The following is a 19,929-nucleotide window of genomic DNA, read 5'->3' on the forward strand; positions in this document are numbered from 1 at the left end:
TTCGAAAGCAAGTAGGCGCGCCGGGTGTGTCAGGCCAACCCGTCGAGCACCTCGGCGAGCGCCTCGGGCCGGGACAGAAACGGCGAATGTCCACCCGGCAGTTCGACCAGGTCCGCCCCCAACCGCTCCACCGCCACCTGCCGTGACCAGGACGGATACACCATCCGGTCCTCCGTGCACACGATGTAGGTCGACGGCACGGCCGGCAGCGGATCCGTCCAGACCTCGCGCACCACGCCGTAGCTCTGCGGCCGCAACCGCACCGCGGCCGCCGCCGCCACGTCGTCGGGGCAGTCGGCGTAAAACATCTCCCGCGCCAAGTCGAGATCGCTCCACGACGTGCACCCGTCCGCACGGCTCAGACCGCTCAGATACCGCGGATCCATCAGGTCTTCGTCGCGTTCCTGCTGGGCCTGGCTGCGCCCCGGGTCGGGCACCATGGCGCACAGGAAGACCAGGCGGCTCACCGGACGCCGCGCAGCGACCAGCGGCAGCACATGGCCGGCCAGCGAGTGCCCGACCACCACCGTGTCGCCGTCCGAGCAGGCGTTCATCGCCTCAGCCACGACGTCGGCGTAGTCGGCCAGGGTGGCGTCGCGGTCGTCACAGGGCAGATCGACCACGATGGCCCGATGTCCGCGCCGCTCCAGTTCCGGGACCAGAAGCTCCCAGCACCAGGCGCCATGCCAGGCCCCGTGGACCAGAACGACGGTGCTCACCGGGCCGATGCTTTCACCATTGATCGCGCGGGACGTCGAAATCGGCGCACAGCGCGCGCCACACATCACGCGGTTCCACGCCGGCCTCGATCGCCTGGGCGGCCGTCCGGCCACCCAGTTCGGTCAGCACGTGGTCGACCACCAGCGACGCCCCCCGGACGGCGCCGAACTGGTGCTCGACGAGTTCACGGAATTCGGTCAGTCGCACACCGACAACCTACCCAAGTGCGTCTTGGCACACCTGTACCGGATCGGCCACCGTCGCGACGGACGCCGCGGCCGAACGCGCGGCCTCGGTATGGCTGCGCGACGCCAGCACCTTCGCCGCGGCGGCGGCCAACGCCGGTCCGGACAGCGGCCGGATCAGCTCACCACTGCCTTGCCGCACAACACGATTCGCCATCTCCCACTGGTCCCCGCCACCGGGCACGACAACCATCGGCACCCCGGCGAGCAGGGTTTTGGACACGATGCCGTGCCCGCCCCCGCAGATCATCAGATCCGCATGCCGCAGCAGTTCGTCCTGCCGGCCCAACCCGGCGACCGCCCACGGCGGCAGGTTCAGATCCGCACCGCCCAGTCTCGACACCACCACCCGCGCACCGGCCGGCAGCGCCTCCCCTGGCACCAGCGACTCGATCGCGAGTTCGGCCATTCCCGCCGCACCGGTCGTCGCCGTCGACGGCGCAACCACCACCAGTGGCCCGTCCCCGGGCGGCGGAGTCAGGACATCGGAGGTCGGCTCGAAGTGCAGGGGGCCCACCACCACGGCCTCGTCCGGCCAGTCGGGGCGCGGGACCTCGAGCGCGGGCAGTGTCGCGATCAGGCGACGCAGCGGACCGGGATCATCGGCGGGCAGCCCGATACCGACCCGTGCCGCCGAACGCTGCGCCAGCCCCTGTTTGAGCGAGCGCGCCGTGAGCCTGCGCATGAGACTGTCCCGCAGGCGCCCACGCAGGCCCGTACCCGGCGCCAGGCCGCTGCCCACGGGCGGCAGTCCCTTGGACGGCAGATACAGCGGGTGGGGGTTGAGTTCGACCCACGGCAGGCCGAGCAGTTCGGCGGCCATCCCGCCGCACGCGGTGATGACGTCGGAGACGACGAGATCGGGCGCGAGTTCACGAATCACCGGCGCGTTGAGCACTGCCATCCGCGCTGCTCGACGGTGGATCTTCTCCCCCGCGTCAGCGTCATCGTCGTCCTCGGTGGGGTCGAGGCCCAGCAGTTCGGCCGCCTTCAGTCCGGCCGCACGGGCGGTGTCGAGCCACTCGACGCCGGTCAGCAGAGTCGGATCGGCTCCCGCGGCCTGAAATCGCTGACACAGGGCGATGGCGGGGAACGAATGCCCTGGATCGGGGCCGGCAACCACGGCGAGACGCATCGCCACAGACTGCCACAGCGGTTTAGGCTGACCGCATGACGGAGCAGAGCACCGAACTCAGCACTGACACTGACATCGCGGTCGTGGAGAAGTTCCTCTTCGCGCTGCGCGACAAGGACCTCGACACCGCGGGCAGCCTGCTCGACGATGACGTGGTCTACCAGAACGTGGGCTTCCCGATCATTCGCGGCCGCGCCCGCACCATCAAGATCTTCAAGGGCATGGACCGCGACAGCTTCGGTTTCGACGTCAAGTTCCACCGCAGCGTGGCCGAGGGCGGATCGGTGCTCAACGAGCGCACCGACGCGCTCTCAGTCGGCCGCGTTCGGATGCAGTTCTGGGTGTGCGGCGTCTTCGAGGTGCGCGACGGCCGGATCACGCTGTGGCGCGACTACTTTGACCTGTTCGCCATCGCCAAGGGCGTGGTGCGCGGACTGCTGGGAGCGGTACTGCCCGGGCTGCGCCCGCACTTCTGAGCAGTCCGTCGATGAGCGACGCACGCACACCGAACCCCTGGCAGTACATCAAATACAGCTACGGCGGGCGCCTGCCCGACACCATGAGTGACTGGGTACGCAACGACCTGGCCGGCAGGGGCGCCACGCGCCGCATGATGGTCCGGATGTTCATCCCGGCCTTCGTGATCGTCATGCCGTTCTGGCTGATTCCGACGACGCTCGACGTGCATCTGAGCATGACGGTGCCGATCCTGATCCCGTTCGTGTACTTCTCGCACGCGCTGAACAAGGTCTGGCGCCGCCACATGCTGCGGGTGCACAACCTGGATCCCGGTCTGGTCGATGAGATCTCGCGGCAGAAGAAGGCGCACGTCCACCGCGCCTACGAGGAGCGCTACGGCCCGCGGACCGGGCCGCGCTCAAGCCACGACGTCTAGTCGGGGTCGCGTCAGGCGCGGCGCAGCTGACCCAGCTCGTCGAACGCCTGCGCCCAGCCGAGCAGTTTGTCGGTGGCCGTGGTCAATTCGCCGCGGTAGTCCCGTCGGGACTGCGGCCACTGGGCCGCCGCGTCCTGGCCGCCGCTGGCTGCGGACACCAGTTGCGCTGCGGCGGTGACCATCTCGTTGTACTGACGCACACCGTTGCCCAACTGCGAGGTGTAGGCGTTGATGGTCGGCACCAGGTACTGGCGGGACGCGGCGTTGGTGGTGACCGCGCGTTCCATCGACACCACCTCGGCCGCGGTCGCGGCCATCGCGGTCGCGGTCTGGTTGGCCGCCGCCGTGAGATCGGCGATCTCGTCCTCGGGCAGCAGGCGGTTGCGCTCCATCACCCCGAGCAGTGAGAACAGCCCACGCTCCGAGGCGCCGAGGGCGTACATCGCCGGGCGGGCCGCCGAACCGTGCGGGGGAAGGCGACGCGTGGCCGCGGGCCGCTGCGCCGGAAGCGGGGTGGCGCGCAGCCAGCGGTAGCGCAGGAACGCCAGCGTCATCGGAAAAGCCGAGCCCGCCGCGAGCAGGCCCGTGATCAGCAGCGCCCACACCGGGGTGTTCCAGGTGGCCAGCAGTGCGGTGACCAACGCGAACAACGCGGTGCCGAACCCGAAGAGCAGGCCGATCCGGAACGCCCACTTGCGTTTACGCAGCAGCCGAGCCCTCGGGTCCGCGGCCACGCTGAGCTTGTGGGCGACGACGTCAGCAGCCTCGCTGACCCCGTCAATCCCACGCTGCAGGACTGCGCTCCACTGCTTGGCGAAGGGCTTGGCTGCCATCGAGACGTCTCCTGAAAGTTATTGGCTGAGCGGCTTCTCGGCGCTGGGCTCGGCTGCCGGCGCCGCCGGGGTGGCGTCGGCAGATCCGGCGGTCAGCGAATCACCGCGCATGGAGGCGCGGATCTGCTCCAACCGGGAATGCCCAGCCATCTGAACGCTGGCCTGCTGAACCTCAAGCATGCGACCCTGCACGGAATTCTGCGCCAGCTCGGCCTCGCCCATGGCGTTGGCGTAGCGGCGTTCGATCTTGTCCCGCACCTCGTCGAGGCTCGGGGTGTTGCCCGGCGCGGCGATCTCGGTCATCGACCGCAGCGAGGCGCTGACCTGTTCCTGCATCTTGGCCTGCTCGAGCTGGGACAGCAGCTTGGTGCGCTCGGCGATCTTCTGCTGGAGCACCATCGCGTTCTGCTCGACGGCCTTCTTGGCCTGCCCAGCGGCCTGCAGCGCCTGGTCGTGCAGCGCCTTGAGGTCTTCGACGCTCTGCTCGGCGGTCACCAGTTGGGCCGCGAACGCCTCGGCGGCGTTGTTGTATTCGGTGGCCTTGGCGGCGTCGCCGGAGCCGACGGCCTGATCGGCGAGCGTGATCGCCTGGCGGACATTGGCCTGCAGCTTCTCGATGTCGGCCAGCTGCCGGTTCAGGCGCATCTCGAGCTGGCGCTGGTTTCCGATCACCTGCGCAGCCTGCTGCGACAGGGCCTGGTGCTGCCGCTGGGCTTCCTCGATGGCCTGCTGGATCTGCACCTTGGGGTCGGCGTGCTCGTCGATCTTGGAGTTGAACAGCGCCATCAGGTAGCGCCACGCCTTAACGAACGGATTGGCCATGAGTTCATGCCGCCTAACGTTGTCGGTGTCTGCCGGACTCACCCTGCGTTGACCAATTTATCGGGTCAGCGCAGTTCACCACACTCTCGGACCCAAATCGGGCCAAGGACACGGCTCAGGCGACCGCCATGGTGACGACCGGCGGAATCACGACCTTGGTGCCGGCGTCGATCCGAGTGGCACCGGCCGCCGACATCGCGGACCGCTCATTGCGCGCCAAGTGCTCGCCGGCGTCGGAGAGCACCTCCGACAACGGTACGTCCAGCGCCGTGCAGATCGCGTTGAGCAGCTCACTGGAGGCCTCTTTGCGGCCGCGTTCGACCTCGGACAGGTAGCCGAGGCTGACCCGGGCAGAGTCGGAGACCTCACGCAGGGTGCGTCCCTGGGAGATGCGGGCCCGACGCAGGACATCGCCGACCACCTCGCGCAGCAGAAGCGTCATCGTGTCTCCTTACAGCTTTTGGGGAGCGGACCATTCGCCATGGACCAGCCATGGGTGGACCTTGTGATGACAACGCCGAGGGCGCTCAGTTTGGTTCCCGAGGAACCGTTCGAAAATCTCGCACCGCTGATACGAGGTAGTCGATGCCCGTGACGATCGTCAGCACGATCGCGGCCCACATCACCACCCAGGCCGTGGTCAGCCACACCGACGGCCACTCGTGCAGCGGCAGGATGAAGAGGCCGATGGCGACGGCCTGGACCAGCGTCTTGAGCTTGCCGCCGCGACTGGCCGGGATCACTCCGCGGCGCAGGACCGCGAATCGCAGCACGGTGATGCCCACCTCGCGGCACAGCACGACCACGGTGACCCACCAGGGCAGATCCCCCAGCATGGACAGTCCGATGAGCGCCGAGCCGATCAGCAGTTTGTCGGCGATCGGATCGGCGAGCTTGCCGAATTCGGTGACGATCTCGTACTTGCGGGCGATCTGTCCGTCAAGCCGGTCTGTGATCACGGCCACGGCAAAGATCGCAAATGCCGTAATCCGGCTGCCGAACTCATGTCCGTCGCCGATGAACAGGACCAACAGGAACACCGGAACGAGGACCAACCGGAACGCGGTGAGCAGGTTCGCGACATTGGCAATCGAGGGGCCCGGGGCCGCAGGCTGAGTCTCTGGTTGCCCCGTCACCGACACAGAATATCCGGTGGCGTGCGCGCCATCGGCAACCGATACTGTCCACCCGTGAGCGACCCGCAGACCATCTCGCCGATTGTGCGCCGTGCCCGGACCTCCGATGTGCCCGCCATCAAGCGTCTTGTCGACACCTACGCGGGCAAGATCCTGCTCGAGAAGAACCTGGTCACGCTGTACGAATCGGTGCAGGAGTTCTGGGTCGCCGAACTCGACGGCGAGGTGATCGGCTGCGGCGCGCTGCACGTGATGTGGTCGGATCTCGGCGAGGTGCGCACCGTCGCGGTCGACCCCAAGGTCAAGGGGCGCGGGGCCGGGCACGCCGTGGTGAAGAAACTGCTCGAGGTGGCCCGCGAACTGCAGTTGCAGCGCCTGTTCGTACTCACCTTCGAGACCGACTTCTTCGGTCGGCACGGATTCCGTGAGATCGAGGGCACGCCCGTCACCGCCGAGGTGTACGAGGAGATGTGCCGGTCCTACGACATCGGCGTGGCGGAGTTCCTGGACCTGAGCTACGTCAAGCCCAACATCCTGGGCAACACGCGGATGCTGTTGATCCTGTAGACCGCGAACGTCGCTCCGCGAGCGACCGGTTGGGTCGCTCGCGGGCTGGGAGCCAGGGTCAGAACGGCGCCTCGTCGTCGTCGGCGTCGCCGCCGTTGGCATCGGATCCGCCGCGGATAAGAGCCAGCGTGCCCGCCAGTTCGTCCGGCTTGACCAGCACCTCACGCGCCTTCGAGCCCTCCGACGGGCCGACGATGCCGCGCGTCTCCATGAGGTCCATCAGACGACCGGCCTTGGCGAAACCGACCCGCAGCTTGCGCTGCAGCATCGAGGTCGAGCCGAACTGCGAGGACACCACGAGTTCGACGGCCTGCAGCAGGACGTCCATGTCGTCGCCGATGTCGGGGTCGACATCCTTGCGCTCGCCGGCCTTGACGGCCGTGACTCCCTCGACGAACTCGGGTTCGGCCTGGTCCTTGGTGGCGCTGACGACGGCGTGGATCTCCTCGTCGGTGATGAAGGCACCCTGAAGACGGATCGGCTTGTTGGCACCCATCGGCAGGAACAGCCCGTCGCCCATGCCGATCAGCTTCTCGGCACCCGGCTGGTCCAGGATGACGCGGCTGTCGGTCAGCGACGACGTCGCGAACGCCAACCGCGACGGCACGTTGGTCTTGATCAGGCCCGTCACGACGTCCACCGACGGGCGCTGCGTGGCCAGCACCAGGTGGATGCCCGCGGCGCGCGCCTTCTGGGTGATCCGGACGATGGCCTCTTCGACATCACGGGGCGCGGTCATCATCAGGTCGGCGAGCTCGTCGACGATGGCCAGGATGTAGGGGTACGGCTTGTACACACGCTGGCTGCCCAGCGGCGCCGAGATCTCACCCGACCGCACCTTTTCGTTGAAGACGTCGATGTGCCGCACGCGCGAGGCCTGCATGTCCTGGTAGCGCTGCTCCATCTCTTCGACCAGCCAGCTCAGCGCGGCGGCGGCCTTCTTGGGTTCGGTGATGATCGGCGTGATCAGGTGCGGAATGCCTTCGTACGGCGTCAGTTCCACCATCTTCGGGTCGATCAGGATCATCCTGACCTCCTCCGGGGTGGCCCGGGCCAACAGCGACACCAGCATGGAGTTGACGAAGCTGGACTTACCGGAACCGGTTGAACCGGCGACCAGAAGGTGCGGCATCTTGGCAAGGTTGGCCGAGATGAAGTCGCCCTCGATGTCCTTGCCCAATCCGATCACCAACGGGTGGTGATCGCGTCGCGTGGACGGTGCGGTGAGCACGTCGGCCAGGCGCACCATCTCGCGGTCGGTGTTGGGCACCTCGATGCCGACGGCGGACTTGCCCGGGATCGGCGCGAGCATGCGCACACTCTCGGTGGCCACCGCGTAGGCGATGTTGCGGTGCAGTGCGGTGATCTTCTCGACCTTCACGCCAGGCCCGAGTTCGACCTCGTAGCGCGTGACGGTCGGACCCCGCGTGCATCCGGTCACCGCCGCGTCGACCTTGAACTGCTGAAGCACCGAGGTGATGGCGTTCTCCATCGCCTCATTGGCGGCACTGCGCAGCTTGGGCGGCTCGCCGGCGACCAGCAGGTCAAGCGACGGCAGCGCGTACGGCCCCTCGATGACACGGTCGAGTGACCGGTCGAGCACCTTGGTGTCCTTGACACCCTTGGTGTCCGCATCATCCTTGGGCGCCTTGCGCTTGCGTGGACGGGGCACCACGGCCGGTTCGGGGACGGTCGGCGCGTCGGCGACCGTCGCCTCATCGAGCGGGTAGTTCTCCTGCGGCGTGCCGCCGGGCCAAGCCTGTGGCTCCTCGGCGGAATAGGCCACCGGGTCGTCGTAGTAGCCGTCGGAGAAGTCCTGAGCGTCGTCGTCGGCGGATTCGTCGTAGTCGTCGTAGTCGTCGTCGTCGTCGTAGTAGTCGTCCTCGTAGCGGCCCAGCTTGGTGCTGAACATGTGGTACAGCGTCGCGGGCACGTCGCGGATGGTGGTACCGGTCAACAGCAGCACCCCGAACACCACTCCCATGGCCAGAAGCGGGGCCGCGATCCACGGGGTGAGCCCCTCTGACAGCGGTCCCCCGATGGCGAAGCCGACGAAGCCCGCCGCATCCTGGCGTGCGCCCGGCGCCGCGGGCGAACCCGCCCAGAGATGCAGGAGACCCAACACCGGCAGACCGATCATCGAGGCGCCCAGGATCAGCCGGGGTCGCACCTCAGGATTCGGCGCGGTGCGCATCAGGACGACGGCGATGCCGCCGATGAGCAGCGGCAGCACCACGACCGCCGATCCGACCAGCGTGCGCAGCGCGCCGTCGATCCAGGCACCGACCGGGCCGGCCGCCTCGAACCACGAACTCGCGGCGATCACGACTGCGACCCCGAGCAGCGCCAACGCGATGCCGTCGCGCCGGTGTCCGGGATCGATGTCGCGGGCCCGGCCAACCGATCGAGCGGTGCTGCCCGCGCCGCGCGCCAGCATCAACCACGTCGCGCGTGAGGCGCGCCCGACGGCGACCCCCGCGGCCGCAACCGGAGAAGGCTGATTCCTCGGCCGGCGGGCTGGAGCCTTCTTTCGGGGTGGCGCGGGCCGCTTGGGCTTGGGGCCCGACTTCGAGCTGGTCCGCGAAGCGGCGCCTGACCTGCTCGTTTTGGCGCCGGTTCGGGCAACGGTCTTACTAGCCATGCGGGCCAGCCTAATCGCATAGACACCATCTGCACCATCCGCCACACTGGTCACGCGACCCCGCCGAGACCTGTTCGTTACCTGCATCCCGTTAGGGTGAAGGGCGTCACACGTCGGTTTCATCGAGGAGCAGCACCACATGCCAGTCGTCGTCGTCGCCACCATGACCGCCAAGCCCGAATCCGTCGACGCGGTGCGGGCCGCCTGCACGGCCGCGATCGAGGAGGTGCACTCCGAACCCGGTTGCCAGCTCTACTCGCTGCACGAGGCCAACGGCACCTTCGTCTTCATCGAGCAGTGGGCCGACGAAGAAGCCCTCAAAACCCACAGCACCGCCCCGGCGATCGGCAAGCTGTTCGGCGCCGTCGGCGAGCACCTCGACGGCGCACCCGACATCAAGATGCTGGCCCCAGTGGTGGCCGGCGATCCCGCCAAGGGTCAACTGCGCTCCTGATGAGCACGTCCGGAGACACCCTCAAGGGCAAGGTCGCCTTCATCACGGGCGCCGCGCGCGGACAGGGCCGCGCCCATGCGGTCAAGCTGGCGTCCGAGGGCGCTGACATCATCGCGGTCGATCTGTGCGCTCAGATCGACTCGGTTCCCTATCCCCTGGCCACCCCCGACGACATGGCGGCCACCGTCAAACTCGTCGAGGACGCCGGTGCACGCATCGTCGCGGTCGAGGCCGACGTCCGGGATCGGGATTCGCTCAAGTCCGCGCTGCGCACCGGCACCGCTGAACTCGGCGACCGCCTCGACATCGTGGTCGCCAACGCCGGCATCGCGCCGATGGCCGGCGAGGACGCGTGGCAGGACGTCATCGACGTCAATCTGACCGGGGTCTATCACACCGTCGACGTCGTGATGAAGCCGATGATCAAGTTCGGCAACGGCGGGTCCATCGTGCTGACCAGTTCGGTCGCCGGCCTGGTGGGCCTGGGCTCGCCGATCGCCGGATCAGTCGGCTACGCCGCGGCCAAACACGGCATCGTCGGGCTGATGCGGGTCTACGCGAACGTCCTCGCGCCCTACAGCATCCGAGTGAACTCGGTGCATCCCGCCGGGGTGAACACACCGATGATCGACAACGACTTCACCCGATCCTGGCTCGAAGGCATCGCACAGGAGACCCAGGGCGGCCCCGACATGGGCAACGCACTGCCGGTGCAGGCGCTGGAACCCGAGGACATCGCCAACGCGGTGTTCTGGCTGGTGGCCGACACCGGACGCTACGTCACGGGCGTCGCGCTTCCGGTCGACGCTGGATACGTCAACAAGCGATAGCCGAAACACCATGGCCCGCAACGCCGCCGCCCAGACCGCCTTCGGGCCCATGGTGCTCGCCGCCGTCGAACACAACGAACCGCCGCAGCACCGCCTCGTCGACGACGACCTGGCGGCGACGTTTCTGCCCGCCCACCTGCGGGCATTGGTCACCGCGACGCGGTGGTCCCCGCTGCGCAGTGCGGTGGTGAAGGCATCCGAGCGTGCCGGTCCGGGCCTGTGGGCCAGCATCGCGTGCCGCAAGAGGCTGATCGACGAGCGTCTCAGCGACCCACTGCACGAGTTCGACGCCGTGGTGATCCTGGGCGCCGGCCTGGACACCCGGGCCTACCGGATCGCGCGACACAGCAGCCTGCCGGTCTTCGAGGTGGACCAGCAGATCAACGTCGAGCGCAAGGCCGCCGTGGTGGCACGTGCACTGGGAGAGATGCCCGGGTCGGTGCATCTGGTCCCGGTGGACTTCGAGCAGGCCGACCTGCTGGAGAAACTGTGCGAGCACGGCTACAACCCGGCGGATCGCACGTTCTTCGTCTGGGAGGGCGTGACGCAGTACCTCTCACCGCAGGCTGTCCGGGCGACCCTCGAGGGACTGCGTGGCGCCGCCGCGGGCAGCCAGCTGATCTTCACCTACATCCGGCAGGATTTCATCGACGGCGACAACCGCTACGGCGCCGATTCCGTCTACAGGAAGTTCTGCGGAGACAAGCCGTTGTGGCACAGCGGGTTCGATCCCGAGCGTCTGCACGACCAACTCGCCGACCACGGCTGGACGCTCGTCGAGCAGGCCGGTCCGAGCTACTTCCGCGACACCTACATCCGGCCGACAGGCCGGACGCTGGCCGCCTCCCAGATCGAGTGGACGGCGCACGCCACGCTCGTCTGAGTGGCAGCCGTCAGAAGTTGTTCGTACACCCAAACTTTTCTTCCTCGTTACCCAAACTTGTTGGCGCAACGCCCTTTTGGGCGCACCCGGGTTGCACCTCCCCCGACGCCAAGGTAGCCTGTCCAAAGCGAAGGGGAGTAGCCCCCAATTCGGTGATCGACATACTGGCCGCAGCGTTTCCGCGGCCCGGTCGCCGGAACCGGAGTCAATCCGGTGGGCGAGACCTTCGGCCGTAGAACCGCGTATCGGTTGCCGGCCGGAGGCATTTCTGTCCCCATGGCGACCACGAAGGAGTCGCTGTGGTGTTGTCTGCGCTGCTGCTGAGTTTCGCCGTCATCTTCGTCGCCGAACTGGGCGACAAGACCCAGTTGGTCGCGATGATGTTCGCGCTGCGCTACCGCTGGTGGGTGGTGCTGTCGGCGATCACGGCGGCCACAGTCGCGGTCCACCTGCTCTCCGTGGCCATCGGTCATTACCTCGGCGCGGCCCTGCCCACGCATCTGCTGGGCCTGATCGCCGGCGTCATGTTCATCTTCTTCGGCATGTGGACGCTGCGCGGTGACAGCCTCAGTGACGAAGAGGCCAGTCGGGCACAGAAGGCGACTGCCCCGGCGTTCTTCGTGGTCACCTCGGCGTTCGTGCTCGCTGAGTTGGGCGACAAGACCATGCTCGCCACGGTCACCCTGGCCGCCGACCGGAACTGGCTGGCGGTGTGGATCGGCTCCACGCTGGGCATGGTGGCCGCCGATGCGCTGGCCATCCTGGTCGGCGCTGTGGCGGGCAAGCACCTGCCCGAACGCCTCATCCAGATCGTCGCCAGCGCCCTGTTCCTGCTGTTCGGGGCCTACATGGTGCTGGAGAACGTCTTCTCGGCGTGGCCCGTGGTTGCGGTCGGCGCGGGTGCGGCGGCGGTGCTGGCGATCGTCGCCGCGGCGCTGTGGGCGTTGCCGGAGAGGCTTCGCCCGGCGGTGCTGCGTCGGCCCGCCGAACCCGACGAGTTCGAGGCCGACGAGTCGGTCGCACAGCGGGGCTGAGGCTGGATCAGACCTCGAGGACGGTGGGGACGATCATCGGCTGACGCCGGTACGTCTCCCCCACCCACTTGCCGACGGCGCGACGCACGGCCTGAGCGATTCGCACCGGATCGGTGACGTTCTCCGCGGCCAGGCTCTCCAGTTCGGCCTCGACCTTGAGCCCGGCGGGTTCCAGCGCCTTGGGGTCCTCGGAGAAACCTCGCGAGTGCAGATGCACCGGCGCGGCGGGCTTGCCGGTGCCGCGGTGCAGCACGACGGTCACGGCGACGAATCCCGAGGACAGGATCAGCCGCTCCCCCAGCGTCGCATCGCCAACGTCTCCGGTGATGAGCCCGTCGACGAACATCTTGCCCACGGGCACGGCACCGGCGATCGAGGCGACGCCGCCGACGAGGTCGACACTGACGCCGTTCTCGGCCAGCACGACGTTCTCCTCCGGCACGCCAGTGCTGACGGCCAGCTTGGCGTTGGCCCGCAGATGGCGCCAGGTGCCGTGTACGGGCATCACGTTGCGTGGCCGCACCCCGTTGTAGAGGAACAGCAGTTCACCGGCGTACGCGTGCCCTGAGACGTGCACGCGCGCCTGCGCATTGGTGACGACGCGGGTGCCGATCTTGGCCAGCGCGTCGATGACGCCGTAGACGGCCTCCTCGTTGCCTGGGATCAGCGAGGACGACAGGATGATCAGGTCACCGGCGGTCAGGGTGATGCTGCGGTGCTCACCGCGCGACATCCGCGACAGCGCGGCCATCGGTTCACCCTGCGTACCCGTGGTGACCAGCACCACGCGGTCGGCCGGCAGCATCTCGGCCGCGCCGATGTCGATGACGTCGTCGTCCGCGACCGAGAGGAACCCCAGTTCGCGGGCGATGCCCATGTTGCGCACCATCGAGCGCCCGACGAACGACACCTTGCGGCCCAGGGCCACCGCGGCGTCGATGATCTGCTGCACGCGGTCGACGTTCGAGGCGAAACACGCGACGATGACGCGGCCGTCGGCGCCGCGGGTGAGGCGGTGCAGCGTCGGCCCGATCTCGCTCTCCGACGGTCCCACCCCGGGATGCTCGGCGTTGGTCGAGTCACACAGGAACAGATCCACCCCGGCGTCGCCGAGACGCGACATGCCGGGCAGGTCAGTCGGCCGACCGTCGAGGGGCAGTTGGTCGAGCTTGATGTCGCCGGTGTGCAGGACCGTGCCCGCACCGGTGTGCACGGCGATCGCCAGCGCGTCCGGGATGGAGTGGTTGACCGCGAAGTACTGGCATTCGAACACCCCGTGGGTGCTGCGCTGCCCCTCCTTGACCTCGACGAACACGGGCTTGACCCGGTGTTCGCGGCACTTGGCCGCCACCAGCGCCAGGGTGAACTTCGACCCGACGACGGGGATGTCGGGACGCAGTTTGAGCAGGAACGGGATCGCGCCGATGTGATCCTCGTGGGCGTGGGTCAGGACCAGCGCCTCGATGTCGTCGAGGCGGTCCTCGATGTGCCGCAGATCGGGCAGGATCAGGTCGACGCCGGGTTCGTCGTGCGTCGGGAACAGCACGCCGCAGTCGATGACGAGCAGGCGTCCGAGGTGCTCGAACACCGTCATGTTCCGGCCGATCTCGCCGATGCCGCCCAGGGCCGTCACCCGAAGTCCGCCCGGGGCCAAAGGTCCCGGCGGTGTGAGGTCGGTGTCCATCCGGGCCTACCGCAGCACGCCGGCGGCCCGCATGTCTGCGGCCAGCGCCTCGATCTGCTCCGGCGTCGCAGGAACCTGCGGCAACCGGGGTTCGCCGGTCTCGACACCCTGTAGGCGAAGTCCGGTCTTGGACAGCGTCACCCCGCCGAGGCGGGTCTGCGCGGCGTTCAGAGGGCCCAGCGCAACACTGATCTTGCGCGCGGTCGCGATGTCACCGGAGGTGAAGGCCGACAACATCTCTCGCAGCTGACCGCCGGCCACGTGGCCCCACACGCTGATGAAGCCGACCGCACCCATGGCCAGCCAGGGCAGGTTGAGCGCGTCGTCGCCCGAGTAATAGACCAGACCGGTGTCGGCCATGATCTGGGCGCCGCCGTGCAGGTCGCCCTTGGCGTCCTTGACCGCGACGATGTTGGGATGCGTCGACAGCGTGCGCATGGTGTCCCACTCGATCGGCACCACCGAACGGGGCGGGATGTCGTAGAGCACGTTGGGCAGGTCGGTCGCGTCGGCGACAGCGTTGAAGTGCCCGATCAGCCCAGCCTGCGGGGGGCGCGAGTAGTACGGCGTGACGACCAGCAGGCCGTGCGCACCCGCCGCGGCGCTGCGCTTGGCCAGATGCACGCTGTGAGCGGTGTCGTAAGACCCGGCACCGGCGATGATGCGGGCCCGGTCACCGACCGCGTCGAGCACGGCCGAGAGCACTTCGATCTTCTCGTCGTCGCTGGTGGTCGGCGATTCGCCGGTGGTGCCTGAGACGACAAGGCCGTCGCAACCGGAATCCACGAGGTGTACGGCGAGCTTCTTCGCGGTGGCCGTGTCCAGGGCGCCGTCCGAGTCGAACGGCGTCACCATCGCAGTCAATACGGTGCCCAGTCGTGCTGGGGCGTCGAATCCGCTGGTGCTCACGGCCTAAAGGTTACCGTGCGGGTCCAAATCGCTTTCAGGCCTCGGTGGCCAGCGGACTTGTGGCCACTTCGGTGCCGTCGGGCAGGGCGTAGATGTCGAAGTCACCGAACGCCTGCGGTGCCACGGCGACCAACTGGCGCAGGCACTCGACGGCCAGGCGGCGGATCTCGACGTCGGCCTGCTCGCTGGCGCGCATCGCGATGAAATGGCGCCACGCCCGGTAGTTGCCCGTGACCACGATGCGGGTCTCGGTCGCGTTGGGCAGCACCGCGCGCGCGGCCTGGCGCGCCTGCTTGCGGCGCACGGTCCCCTCGTCGCCGGCCAGCTTCTCGTTCAGCTTGGTCAGCAGTTCGGTGTACGCGGTGCGCGCGGCGTCGGTGGCCGTCAGGAACAGTTCCTCGAGCTCGGGGTCGCCCTCGATCCCCGGCGGCAGCACGACCTGCGAATCGTGCTCGGGCACGTACCGCTGGGACAGCTGCGAGTAGGAGAAGTGCCGGTGCCGGATCAGCTCATGCGTGCAGGAGCGGGAGATGCCGGTGATGTAGAAGGTCACCGTCGCGTGTTCGAGGACCGAGAAGTGCCCGACGTCGATGATGTGCTTGAGATAGGAGGCGTTGGTCGCGGTGCGCGGGTTGGGTTTGTCCCAGCTCTGGTAGCAGGCCCGGCCGGCGAACTCGACGAGTGCGGCACCGCCCTCGGCGTCGGTGCTCCACGGCACGTCCTCGGGTGCGATGAACTCCGACTTGGCGATCAGCTGCACGCGCAGCGGGGCGGTCTCGGCCACCCGGGCAGCCTATCGTGCGGATTTCGGCGGGCCGGGGCTCGACGCTCGGCGGGCACACCCGGCACCCCCCAGCGACCCGCGTTAGGGTTGCCCATGGCCGCACCCGCTCCCCCGTCGCGACTGCTCGACGTCATCGAGGACGACATCCTTCCCCTCACCGAAACCGGTGTGGCACAGGGCAACAAGGTCTTCGGGGCGGCCCTGCTCCGCAAATCGGACCTGTCCCTGGTGATCGCGGGGACCAACGCCGAAACCGCCAACCCGTTGTGGCATGGCGAGGTCCACACACTCAAGGCGTTCTACGAGCTCCCCGACCGCCCGCCGACCGCCGAGCTGGTGTTCATCTCCACCCATGAGCCGTGCACCATGTGCATGTCGGCGATCACCTGGGCCGGTTTCGACAACTACCACTACTTCTTCAGCCACGAGGACTCCCGCGACTCCTTCGCGATCCCGCACGACCTGTTGATCCTCAAGGAGCTCTTCTGCCTGGAGCCCGGTGGTTATCGCCGCAGCAATGCGTTCTGGACCGCGTACTCGATACCCGAGCTGGTCGCAGGTGAACCGGAACCGCTGCGCAGCCGGTTACGCGCCCAGAAGCAGCGCATTCGCGATCGTTACGACGCCCTCTCGGCGCGGTATCAGGAGAACAAGGGCGAGCACGACATCCCGCTCGCGTAATGCGTGGACCGTGATGCGTGGACGTAGCCACAAATGTGCCGAATTGCATGCAGAATCGCGTTCTCACCTGCAATTCCGCACATTCGGGCCCGGGCTGCGAGCTCAGGCCTCCTCGCGCGGCGAGTCCTTCACCCCGAGCAGCGCCCGAACGGCATTGCGGGACCCGAACGGCCGCAGCATTCGACTCGCAGGGCGCGGGCGAACGGTCAACGGCCACCAGAACCAGCGGCCCATCATGGCCGCGATCGACGGAGTCATGAACGAGCGCACGATCAGGGTGTCGAACAGCAGGCCGAGGCCGATGGTGGTGCCGATCTGCCCGAGCACGACGAGATCGCTGAAGATGAACGACGACATCGTGGCCGCGAACACCAGGCCAGCCGCGGTGACGACTCGACCGGTGCCGGCCATCGCCCTGATGACCCCGGTGTTCAGCCCGGCCCCGATCTCCTCTTTGAACCGGGAGATCAGCAGCAGGTTGTAGTCGGCGCCCACGGCCAGCAGCAGGATCACCGCCAGCGCCAACACGATCCAATACAACTGGATGCCGAAGATGTACTGCCACACCAGAACCGACAGGCCGAATGACGCACCCAGCGAAATCGCGACGGTTCCGACTATCACGACGGCGGCCACCAGGCTGCGGGTGATGAACATCATGATCAGCAGGATGAGCGACATCGCGGCGAGCGCGGCGATCAGCAGGTCGTAGCGCGACCCGTCCTGAATGTCCTTGTACGTCGCGGCGGTTCCCGCGACATAGATCTTCGCGTCCGACAGCGGGGTGGCCTTGACCGCGTCGAAGGCGGAGTCCTTGATCGCGTTGATGTGCGAAATACCCTCAGTGCTGGCGGGTTTGCCGGAGTGCGTGATGATCATCCGGGCCGCGTGGCCGTCGGGCGAGAGGAACAGCTTGAGCCCGCGTTTGAAGTCGGGGTTGTCGAACGCCTCCGGCGGCAGATAGAAGGTGTCGTCATTCTTGGCGGCGTCGAAGGCCTGTCCCATCGCCGTGGAGTTCTTCAACGACTCCTCGGCCTGGCTGTTGATGCCGGTGGTGGTGGCGAAATTCGACAGCGTGAGGTCCCGGTTGCGCTCCTGGATCGCGATCTGCGGTGGCAGCAGCGCCAGGAGTTGCGGTTGCAGCGCGTCGAGCTTGTCCAGGCTCGCGGTGATGCTGGTGAACTGCTCGCTCAGTTCACTGATGCCGTCGAGGGCGTCAAACAGCGACCGGGCCGCCGCGCACATCGGAATGTCGAAACAGTGCGGCTCCCAATAGAAGTAGTTGCGCAGCGGACGGAACTGGTCATCGAAGTTCGCGATCTTGTCTCGCAGGTCGTTGACGATCGTGACGGTGTCGTGGAACGCCTCGGTCTGCTCGTGGGTGGCCGCCGCACTGGCCTGCTGCAGGGCCAACTGCTGCCTGAGGATGTCGATGGTGTTGGTGATCTCTCCTGCCTGCTTCATCAGATCGGCGCCGCGCTGCTGCTGGTAGCCGAGGTTCATGATCTGGCTGGCGCTCTGCGCGCTGATCTGAAACGGGATGGAGCTGTGGCTGATCGGTGTCCCCAGTGGCCGGGTGATGGACTGGACCAGCGAGATGCCCGGCGTGTGCAGGACGCTCTTGGCGACGCGCTCCAGGATCAGCATGTCCGCGGGATTCCGCAGGTCGTGGTCGGCCTCGATCATCAGCAGTTCGGGATTGAGCCTCGCCTCGGAGAAGTGCCGCTCGGCGGCGGCGTACCCGACCTTCGCGGGCGCCCAATCGGGCAGGTAGGGACGCCCGTCGTAACTGACCTCGTAGCCGGGCAGCGCGAGCAGGCCGACGGCCGCGATCCCACACGAGACAGCGAGGATGGGACCTGGCCAGCGCACGATCGACGTGCCGATGCGACGCCAACCGCGAGTCCGCACCGTGCGCTTCGGCTCCAGCAGGCCGAACCGGGTGGCGATCAACAGGACCGCGGGTCCGAGTGTCAATGCCGCCGCCAATGTCACCAGCACACCCAGTGCGGCGGGGACGCCCAGAGTCTGGAAGTAGGGCAGCCGCGTGAAGACCAGGCAGGCCACCGCGCCGGCGATGGTGAGCCCGGAACCGACGATGACGTGCACGGTGCCGCGGAACATGTCGTGGTAGGCCGATATTCGGTCCATGCCCTTACTGCGGGCCTCGTGATAGCGGCCGACGATGAAGATCGCGTAGTCGGTTCCCGCGGCGATCGCCAGCAGCGTCAGCAGGTTCGTCGCATACGTCGACAACCCGATGACGCCCCAGTGCGCCAGCGTCGAGACGACACCGCGGGCTGCGGCGAGTTCGATCAGGACGGTGAACAGCATGATCAGTGTCGTACTGATCGAGCGGTAGACCACCAGCAGCATCACCGCGATGACCAGGAAGGTGATGGCCGTGACCTTCTCAGTGCCCTCGCTGCCGACCTCGAAGTTGTCGGTGATCAGCGGTGCTGCGCCGGTGACGTGGGCCGTGACCCCGGGCGGCGGGGGCGTGCTCTCGACGATCTCGCGGATGGCGTCGACGGACTGGTTCGACAGCGCCTCGCCCTGGTTGCCGGCCAGGTACACCTGGACCAGCGCGGCCTTACCGTCCTTGCTCTGAGATCCGCCCGCGGTCAGTGGGTCGCCCCAGAAGTCCTGAATGTGCTGGACGTGTTCGGTGTCCTCGGCCAGCCTCTTCACCAGGCCGTCGTAGTACCGGTGCGCCTCGTCGCCCAGTGGCTGCTCGCCCTCGAGCACGATCATGGCCGCGCTGTCGGAGTCGAACTCCTCGAAGACCTGGCCGATGTGCCGCATCGCCTGGATCGACGGGGAGTCCACGGCATTCAGCGACACCGACCGGGCCGCCCCGACCACCTCGAGTTGGGGCGAGATGACATTCGAGATCACCGCGACAGCAAGCCACAGGAGCAGGATCGGCACCGCCAGTCGGCGGATGATGCGCGCGGCGCGAGTGCCGTCAACGTCGTTGGCACTCATGCGGTCTTGTCCATGCAGGAGATGTAGCCGTTCACGTTGTGGGTGGACCTCTCGTCCTTGACCACGCCGTTGACGGTGATGCGGCACGTCAGGACGTCCGCGTCACCCTGTGCCCGCAGGTCGGCGAACATCGTCGGTTCGTCGGTGGTCACGAGGTGCGACCACGGCAACGGCGCGTCGTCGACGCGTTGGGGTTGGGCGTTCTCGTCCAGCCAGTTGATGGTCGCCACTGATCCGGGGGTGCCGATCACTTCGAAGAGGACATGTTTGGGGTTGTAACCGGTGTTCTCCAGGGCCTCCGCCCCCGGCCGGGACACCTGATTGTCGGATCCGAAGATCCCGTGCAGACGATGGATGCTGAACCCCACCACTGCGACAACAAGAATCGCGACGATGACCATCCACCGTCGCCCCAGAAGACCTCGAACCGAGAACCCGCCGATGAAACGTACGGTACCGCCACACGACTCGTGATGTATGCGTGATTTCCGAACTCACGGGTCACTCGAACATGCCATCCGCAGCCCGCCGCAGGGTGACTGGAAGGGCGTCGTCCAGGCCTCTATGGTCGCGGGAACCAACGGGACCGAGCAGGGGGACGACATGTGCACGTTTCGCAGAAGTCGTGCGCCGCTGTGGGACTCGATTGATTTTCAGCCCAGTAAATGGAATCGAGCGACGCCGCACT

The 19,929-nt window shown here is 67.4% G+C and carries 21 protein-coding genes; 8 read left to right on the top strand and 13 right to left on the bottom strand.

Going from position 1 to position 19,929, the window contains the following annotated elements; translation table 11 throughout:
* Positions 1-29: 29 nt before the first annotated feature.
* Genes G6N34_RS13975 through G6N34_RS13985 form a run of 3 tightly spaced genes read right to left on the bottom strand, consistent with a single transcriptional unit; the run spans position 30 to position 2,100 of the window.
* Positions 30-719: an alpha/beta fold hydrolase gene (locus G6N34_RS13975; RefSeq protein ID WP_085152589.1), complete on the bottom strand. Its 690-nt coding sequence runs from the start codon at positions 717-719 to the stop codon at positions 30-32.
* Positions 720-732: 13 nt separating this feature from the next.
* Complete coding sequence (locus G6N34_RS13980; protein WP_085152590.1) at positions 733-927, bottom strand: DUF3046 domain-containing protein; 195 nt, start codon at positions 925-927, stop codon at positions 733-735.
* Between the two features lie 9 nt (positions 928-936).
* Positions 937-2,100: a glycosyltransferase gene (locus G6N34_RS13985; RefSeq protein ID WP_085152706.1), complete on the bottom strand. Its 1,164-nt coding sequence runs from the start codon at positions 2,098-2,100 to the stop codon at positions 937-939.
* A 35-nt stretch (positions 2,101-2,135) separates the two neighbouring features.
* Here G6N34_RS13985 and G6N34_RS13990 point away from each other — a divergent pair, with 35 nt between their 5' ends.
* Positions 2,136-2,576, top strand: coding sequence for a limonene-1,2-epoxide hydrolase family protein (locus G6N34_RS13990; RefSeq protein WP_085152591.1), 441 nt, complete (start codon positions 2,136-2,138; stop codon positions 2,574-2,576).
* 11 nt (positions 2,577-2,587) lie between these two features.
* Entirely contained in the window at positions 2,588-2,995 is a 408-nt protein-coding gene (locus G6N34_RS13995) for a DUF5313 domain-containing protein (protein WP_085152592.1), read from the top strand.
* A gap of 11 nt (positions 2,996-3,006) precedes the next feature.
* Here G6N34_RS13995 and pspM read toward each other — a convergent pair whose 3' ends face one another.
* The 4 genes from pspM to pgsA all read right to left on the bottom strand — a co-directional run bounded on the left by pspM (position 3,007) and on the right by pgsA (position 5,786).
* Positions 3,007-3,828 carry a phage shock envelope stress response protein PspM gene (gene pspM, locus G6N34_RS14000; protein WP_085152593.1) on the bottom strand — a complete coding sequence of 274 codons (822 nt, stop codon included), beginning with the start codon at positions 3,826-3,828 and terminating at the stop codon, positions 3,007-3,009.
* An 18-nt stretch (positions 3,829-3,846) separates the two neighbouring features.
* Entirely contained in the window at positions 3,847-4,650 is an 804-nt protein-coding gene (pspA, locus tag G6N34_RS14005; RefSeq protein ID WP_085152594.1) for a phage shock protein PspA, read from the bottom strand.
* A 115-nt stretch (positions 4,651-4,765) separates the two neighbouring features.
* Positions 4,766-5,092: a transcriptional regulator ClgR gene (gene clgR, locus G6N34_RS14010; protein WP_085152595.1), complete on the bottom strand. Its 327-nt coding sequence runs from the start codon at positions 5,090-5,092 to the stop codon at positions 4,766-4,768.
* 85 nt (positions 5,093-5,177) lie between these two features.
* Positions 5,178-5,786 carry a CDP-diacylglycerol--glycerol-3-phosphate 3-phosphatidyltransferase gene (gene pgsA, locus G6N34_RS14015; RefSeq protein ID WP_085152708.1) on the bottom strand — a complete coding sequence of 203 codons (609 nt, stop codon included), beginning with the start codon at positions 5,784-5,786 and terminating at the stop codon, positions 5,178-5,180.
* Between the two features lie 54 nt (positions 5,787-5,840).
* Between pgsA and G6N34_RS14020 the strand changes: the two genes are divergently transcribed.
* Positions 5,841-6,353, top strand: coding sequence for an amino-acid N-acetyltransferase (locus G6N34_RS14020; RefSeq protein ID WP_085152707.1), 513 nt, complete (start codon positions 5,841-5,843; stop codon positions 6,351-6,353).
* A gap of 58 nt (positions 6,354-6,411) precedes the next feature.
* On the opposite strand, the gene G6N34_RS14025 is transcribed toward G6N34_RS14020, so the two are convergent.
* The gene (locus tag G6N34_RS14025; RefSeq protein ID WP_407663230.1) at positions 6,412-9,117 is read right to left on the bottom strand and encodes an FtsK/SpoIIIE family DNA translocase; all 2,706 of its coding nucleotides are present in this window, start codon (positions 9,115-9,117) and stop codon (positions 6,412-6,414) included.
* A 16-nt stretch (positions 9,118-9,133) separates the two neighbouring features.
* Here G6N34_RS14025 and G6N34_RS14030 point away from each other — a divergent pair, with 16 nt between their 5' ends.
* The 4 genes from G6N34_RS14030 (at position 9,134) to G6N34_RS14045 (ending at position 12,195) form a co-directional block, all read left to right on the top strand.
* The gene (locus G6N34_RS14030) at positions 9,134-9,448 is read left to right on the top strand and encodes a putative quinol monooxygenase (RefSeq protein WP_085152597.1); all 315 of its coding nucleotides are present in this window, start codon (positions 9,134-9,136) and stop codon (positions 9,446-9,448) included.
* Complete coding sequence (locus G6N34_RS14035; RefSeq protein ID WP_085152598.1) at positions 9,448-10,278, top strand: mycofactocin-coupled SDR family oxidoreductase; 831 nt, start codon at positions 9,448-9,450, stop codon at positions 10,276-10,278. Before G6N34_RS14030 ends, G6N34_RS14035 begins: the two co-directional genes overlap by 1 nt.
* 10 nt (positions 10,279-10,288) lie before the next feature.
* On the top strand, positions 10,289-11,161 hold the full coding sequence (locus G6N34_RS14040) for an SAM-dependent methyltransferase (protein ID WP_085152599.1): 873 nt from the start codon (positions 10,289-10,291) through the stop codon (positions 11,159-11,161).
* Positions 11,162-11,463: 302 nt separating this feature from the next.
* A complete protein-coding gene (locus G6N34_RS14045) occupies positions 11,464-12,195 on the top strand; it encodes a TMEM165/GDT1 family protein (protein WP_085152709.1) in 732 nt (243 codons plus the stop codon).
* 7 nt (positions 12,196-12,202) lie between these two features.
* Here G6N34_RS14045 and G6N34_RS14050 read toward each other — a convergent pair whose 3' ends face one another.
* From G6N34_RS14050 to thyX, 3 genes are read right to left on the bottom strand one after another with little or no spacing between them, the layout of a single operon-like run.
* Positions 12,203-13,879 (bottom strand): ribonuclease J, encoded by a 1,677-nt coding sequence (locus G6N34_RS14050; RefSeq protein WP_085152600.1) that lies wholly within the window; start codon positions 13,877-13,879, stop codon positions 12,203-12,205.
* Between the two features lie 6 nt (positions 13,880-13,885).
* A complete protein-coding gene (gene dapA, locus G6N34_RS14055) occupies positions 13,886-14,788 on the bottom strand; it encodes a 4-hydroxy-tetrahydrodipicolinate synthase (protein WP_085152601.1) in 903 nt (300 codons plus the stop codon).
* A gap of 34 nt (positions 14,789-14,822) precedes the next feature.
* Entirely contained in the window at positions 14,823-15,572 is a 750-nt protein-coding gene (gene thyX, locus G6N34_RS14060) for an FAD-dependent thymidylate synthase (protein ID WP_085152602.1), read from the bottom strand.
* A gap of 93 nt (positions 15,573-15,665) precedes the next feature.
* Here thyX and G6N34_RS14065 point away from each other — a divergent pair, with 93 nt between their 5' ends.
* Positions 15,666-16,253 carry a tRNA-specific adenosine deaminase gene (locus tag G6N34_RS14065; RefSeq protein WP_085152603.1) on the top strand — a complete coding sequence of 196 codons (588 nt, stop codon included), beginning with the start codon at positions 15,666-15,668 and terminating at the stop codon, positions 16,251-16,253.
* A 102-nt stretch (positions 16,254-16,355) separates the two neighbouring features.
* Here the strand turns inward: G6N34_RS14065 and G6N34_RS14070 are convergent, their stop codons facing one another.
* Both G6N34_RS14070 and G6N34_RS14075 read right to left on the bottom strand, forming a co-directional pair.
* The gene (locus G6N34_RS14070) at positions 16,356-19,241 is read right to left on the bottom strand and encodes an MMPL/RND family transporter (RefSeq protein WP_085152604.1); all 2,886 of its coding nucleotides are present in this window, start codon (positions 19,239-19,241) and stop codon (positions 16,356-16,358) included.
* The gene (locus G6N34_RS14075; RefSeq protein WP_085152605.1) at positions 19,238-19,642 is read right to left on the bottom strand and encodes an MmpS family transport accessory protein; all 405 of its coding nucleotides are present in this window, start codon (positions 19,640-19,642) and stop codon (positions 19,238-19,240) included. The genes G6N34_RS14070 and G6N34_RS14075 overlap by 4 nt, the downstream gene beginning before the upstream one ends.
* Positions 19,643-19,929 lie beyond the last annotated feature (287 nt).

Source organism: Mycolicibacterium confluentis, from assembly GCF_010729895.1.
GTDB lineage: Bacteria > Actinomycetota > Actinomycetes > Mycobacteriales > Mycobacteriaceae > Mycobacterium > Mycobacterium confluentis.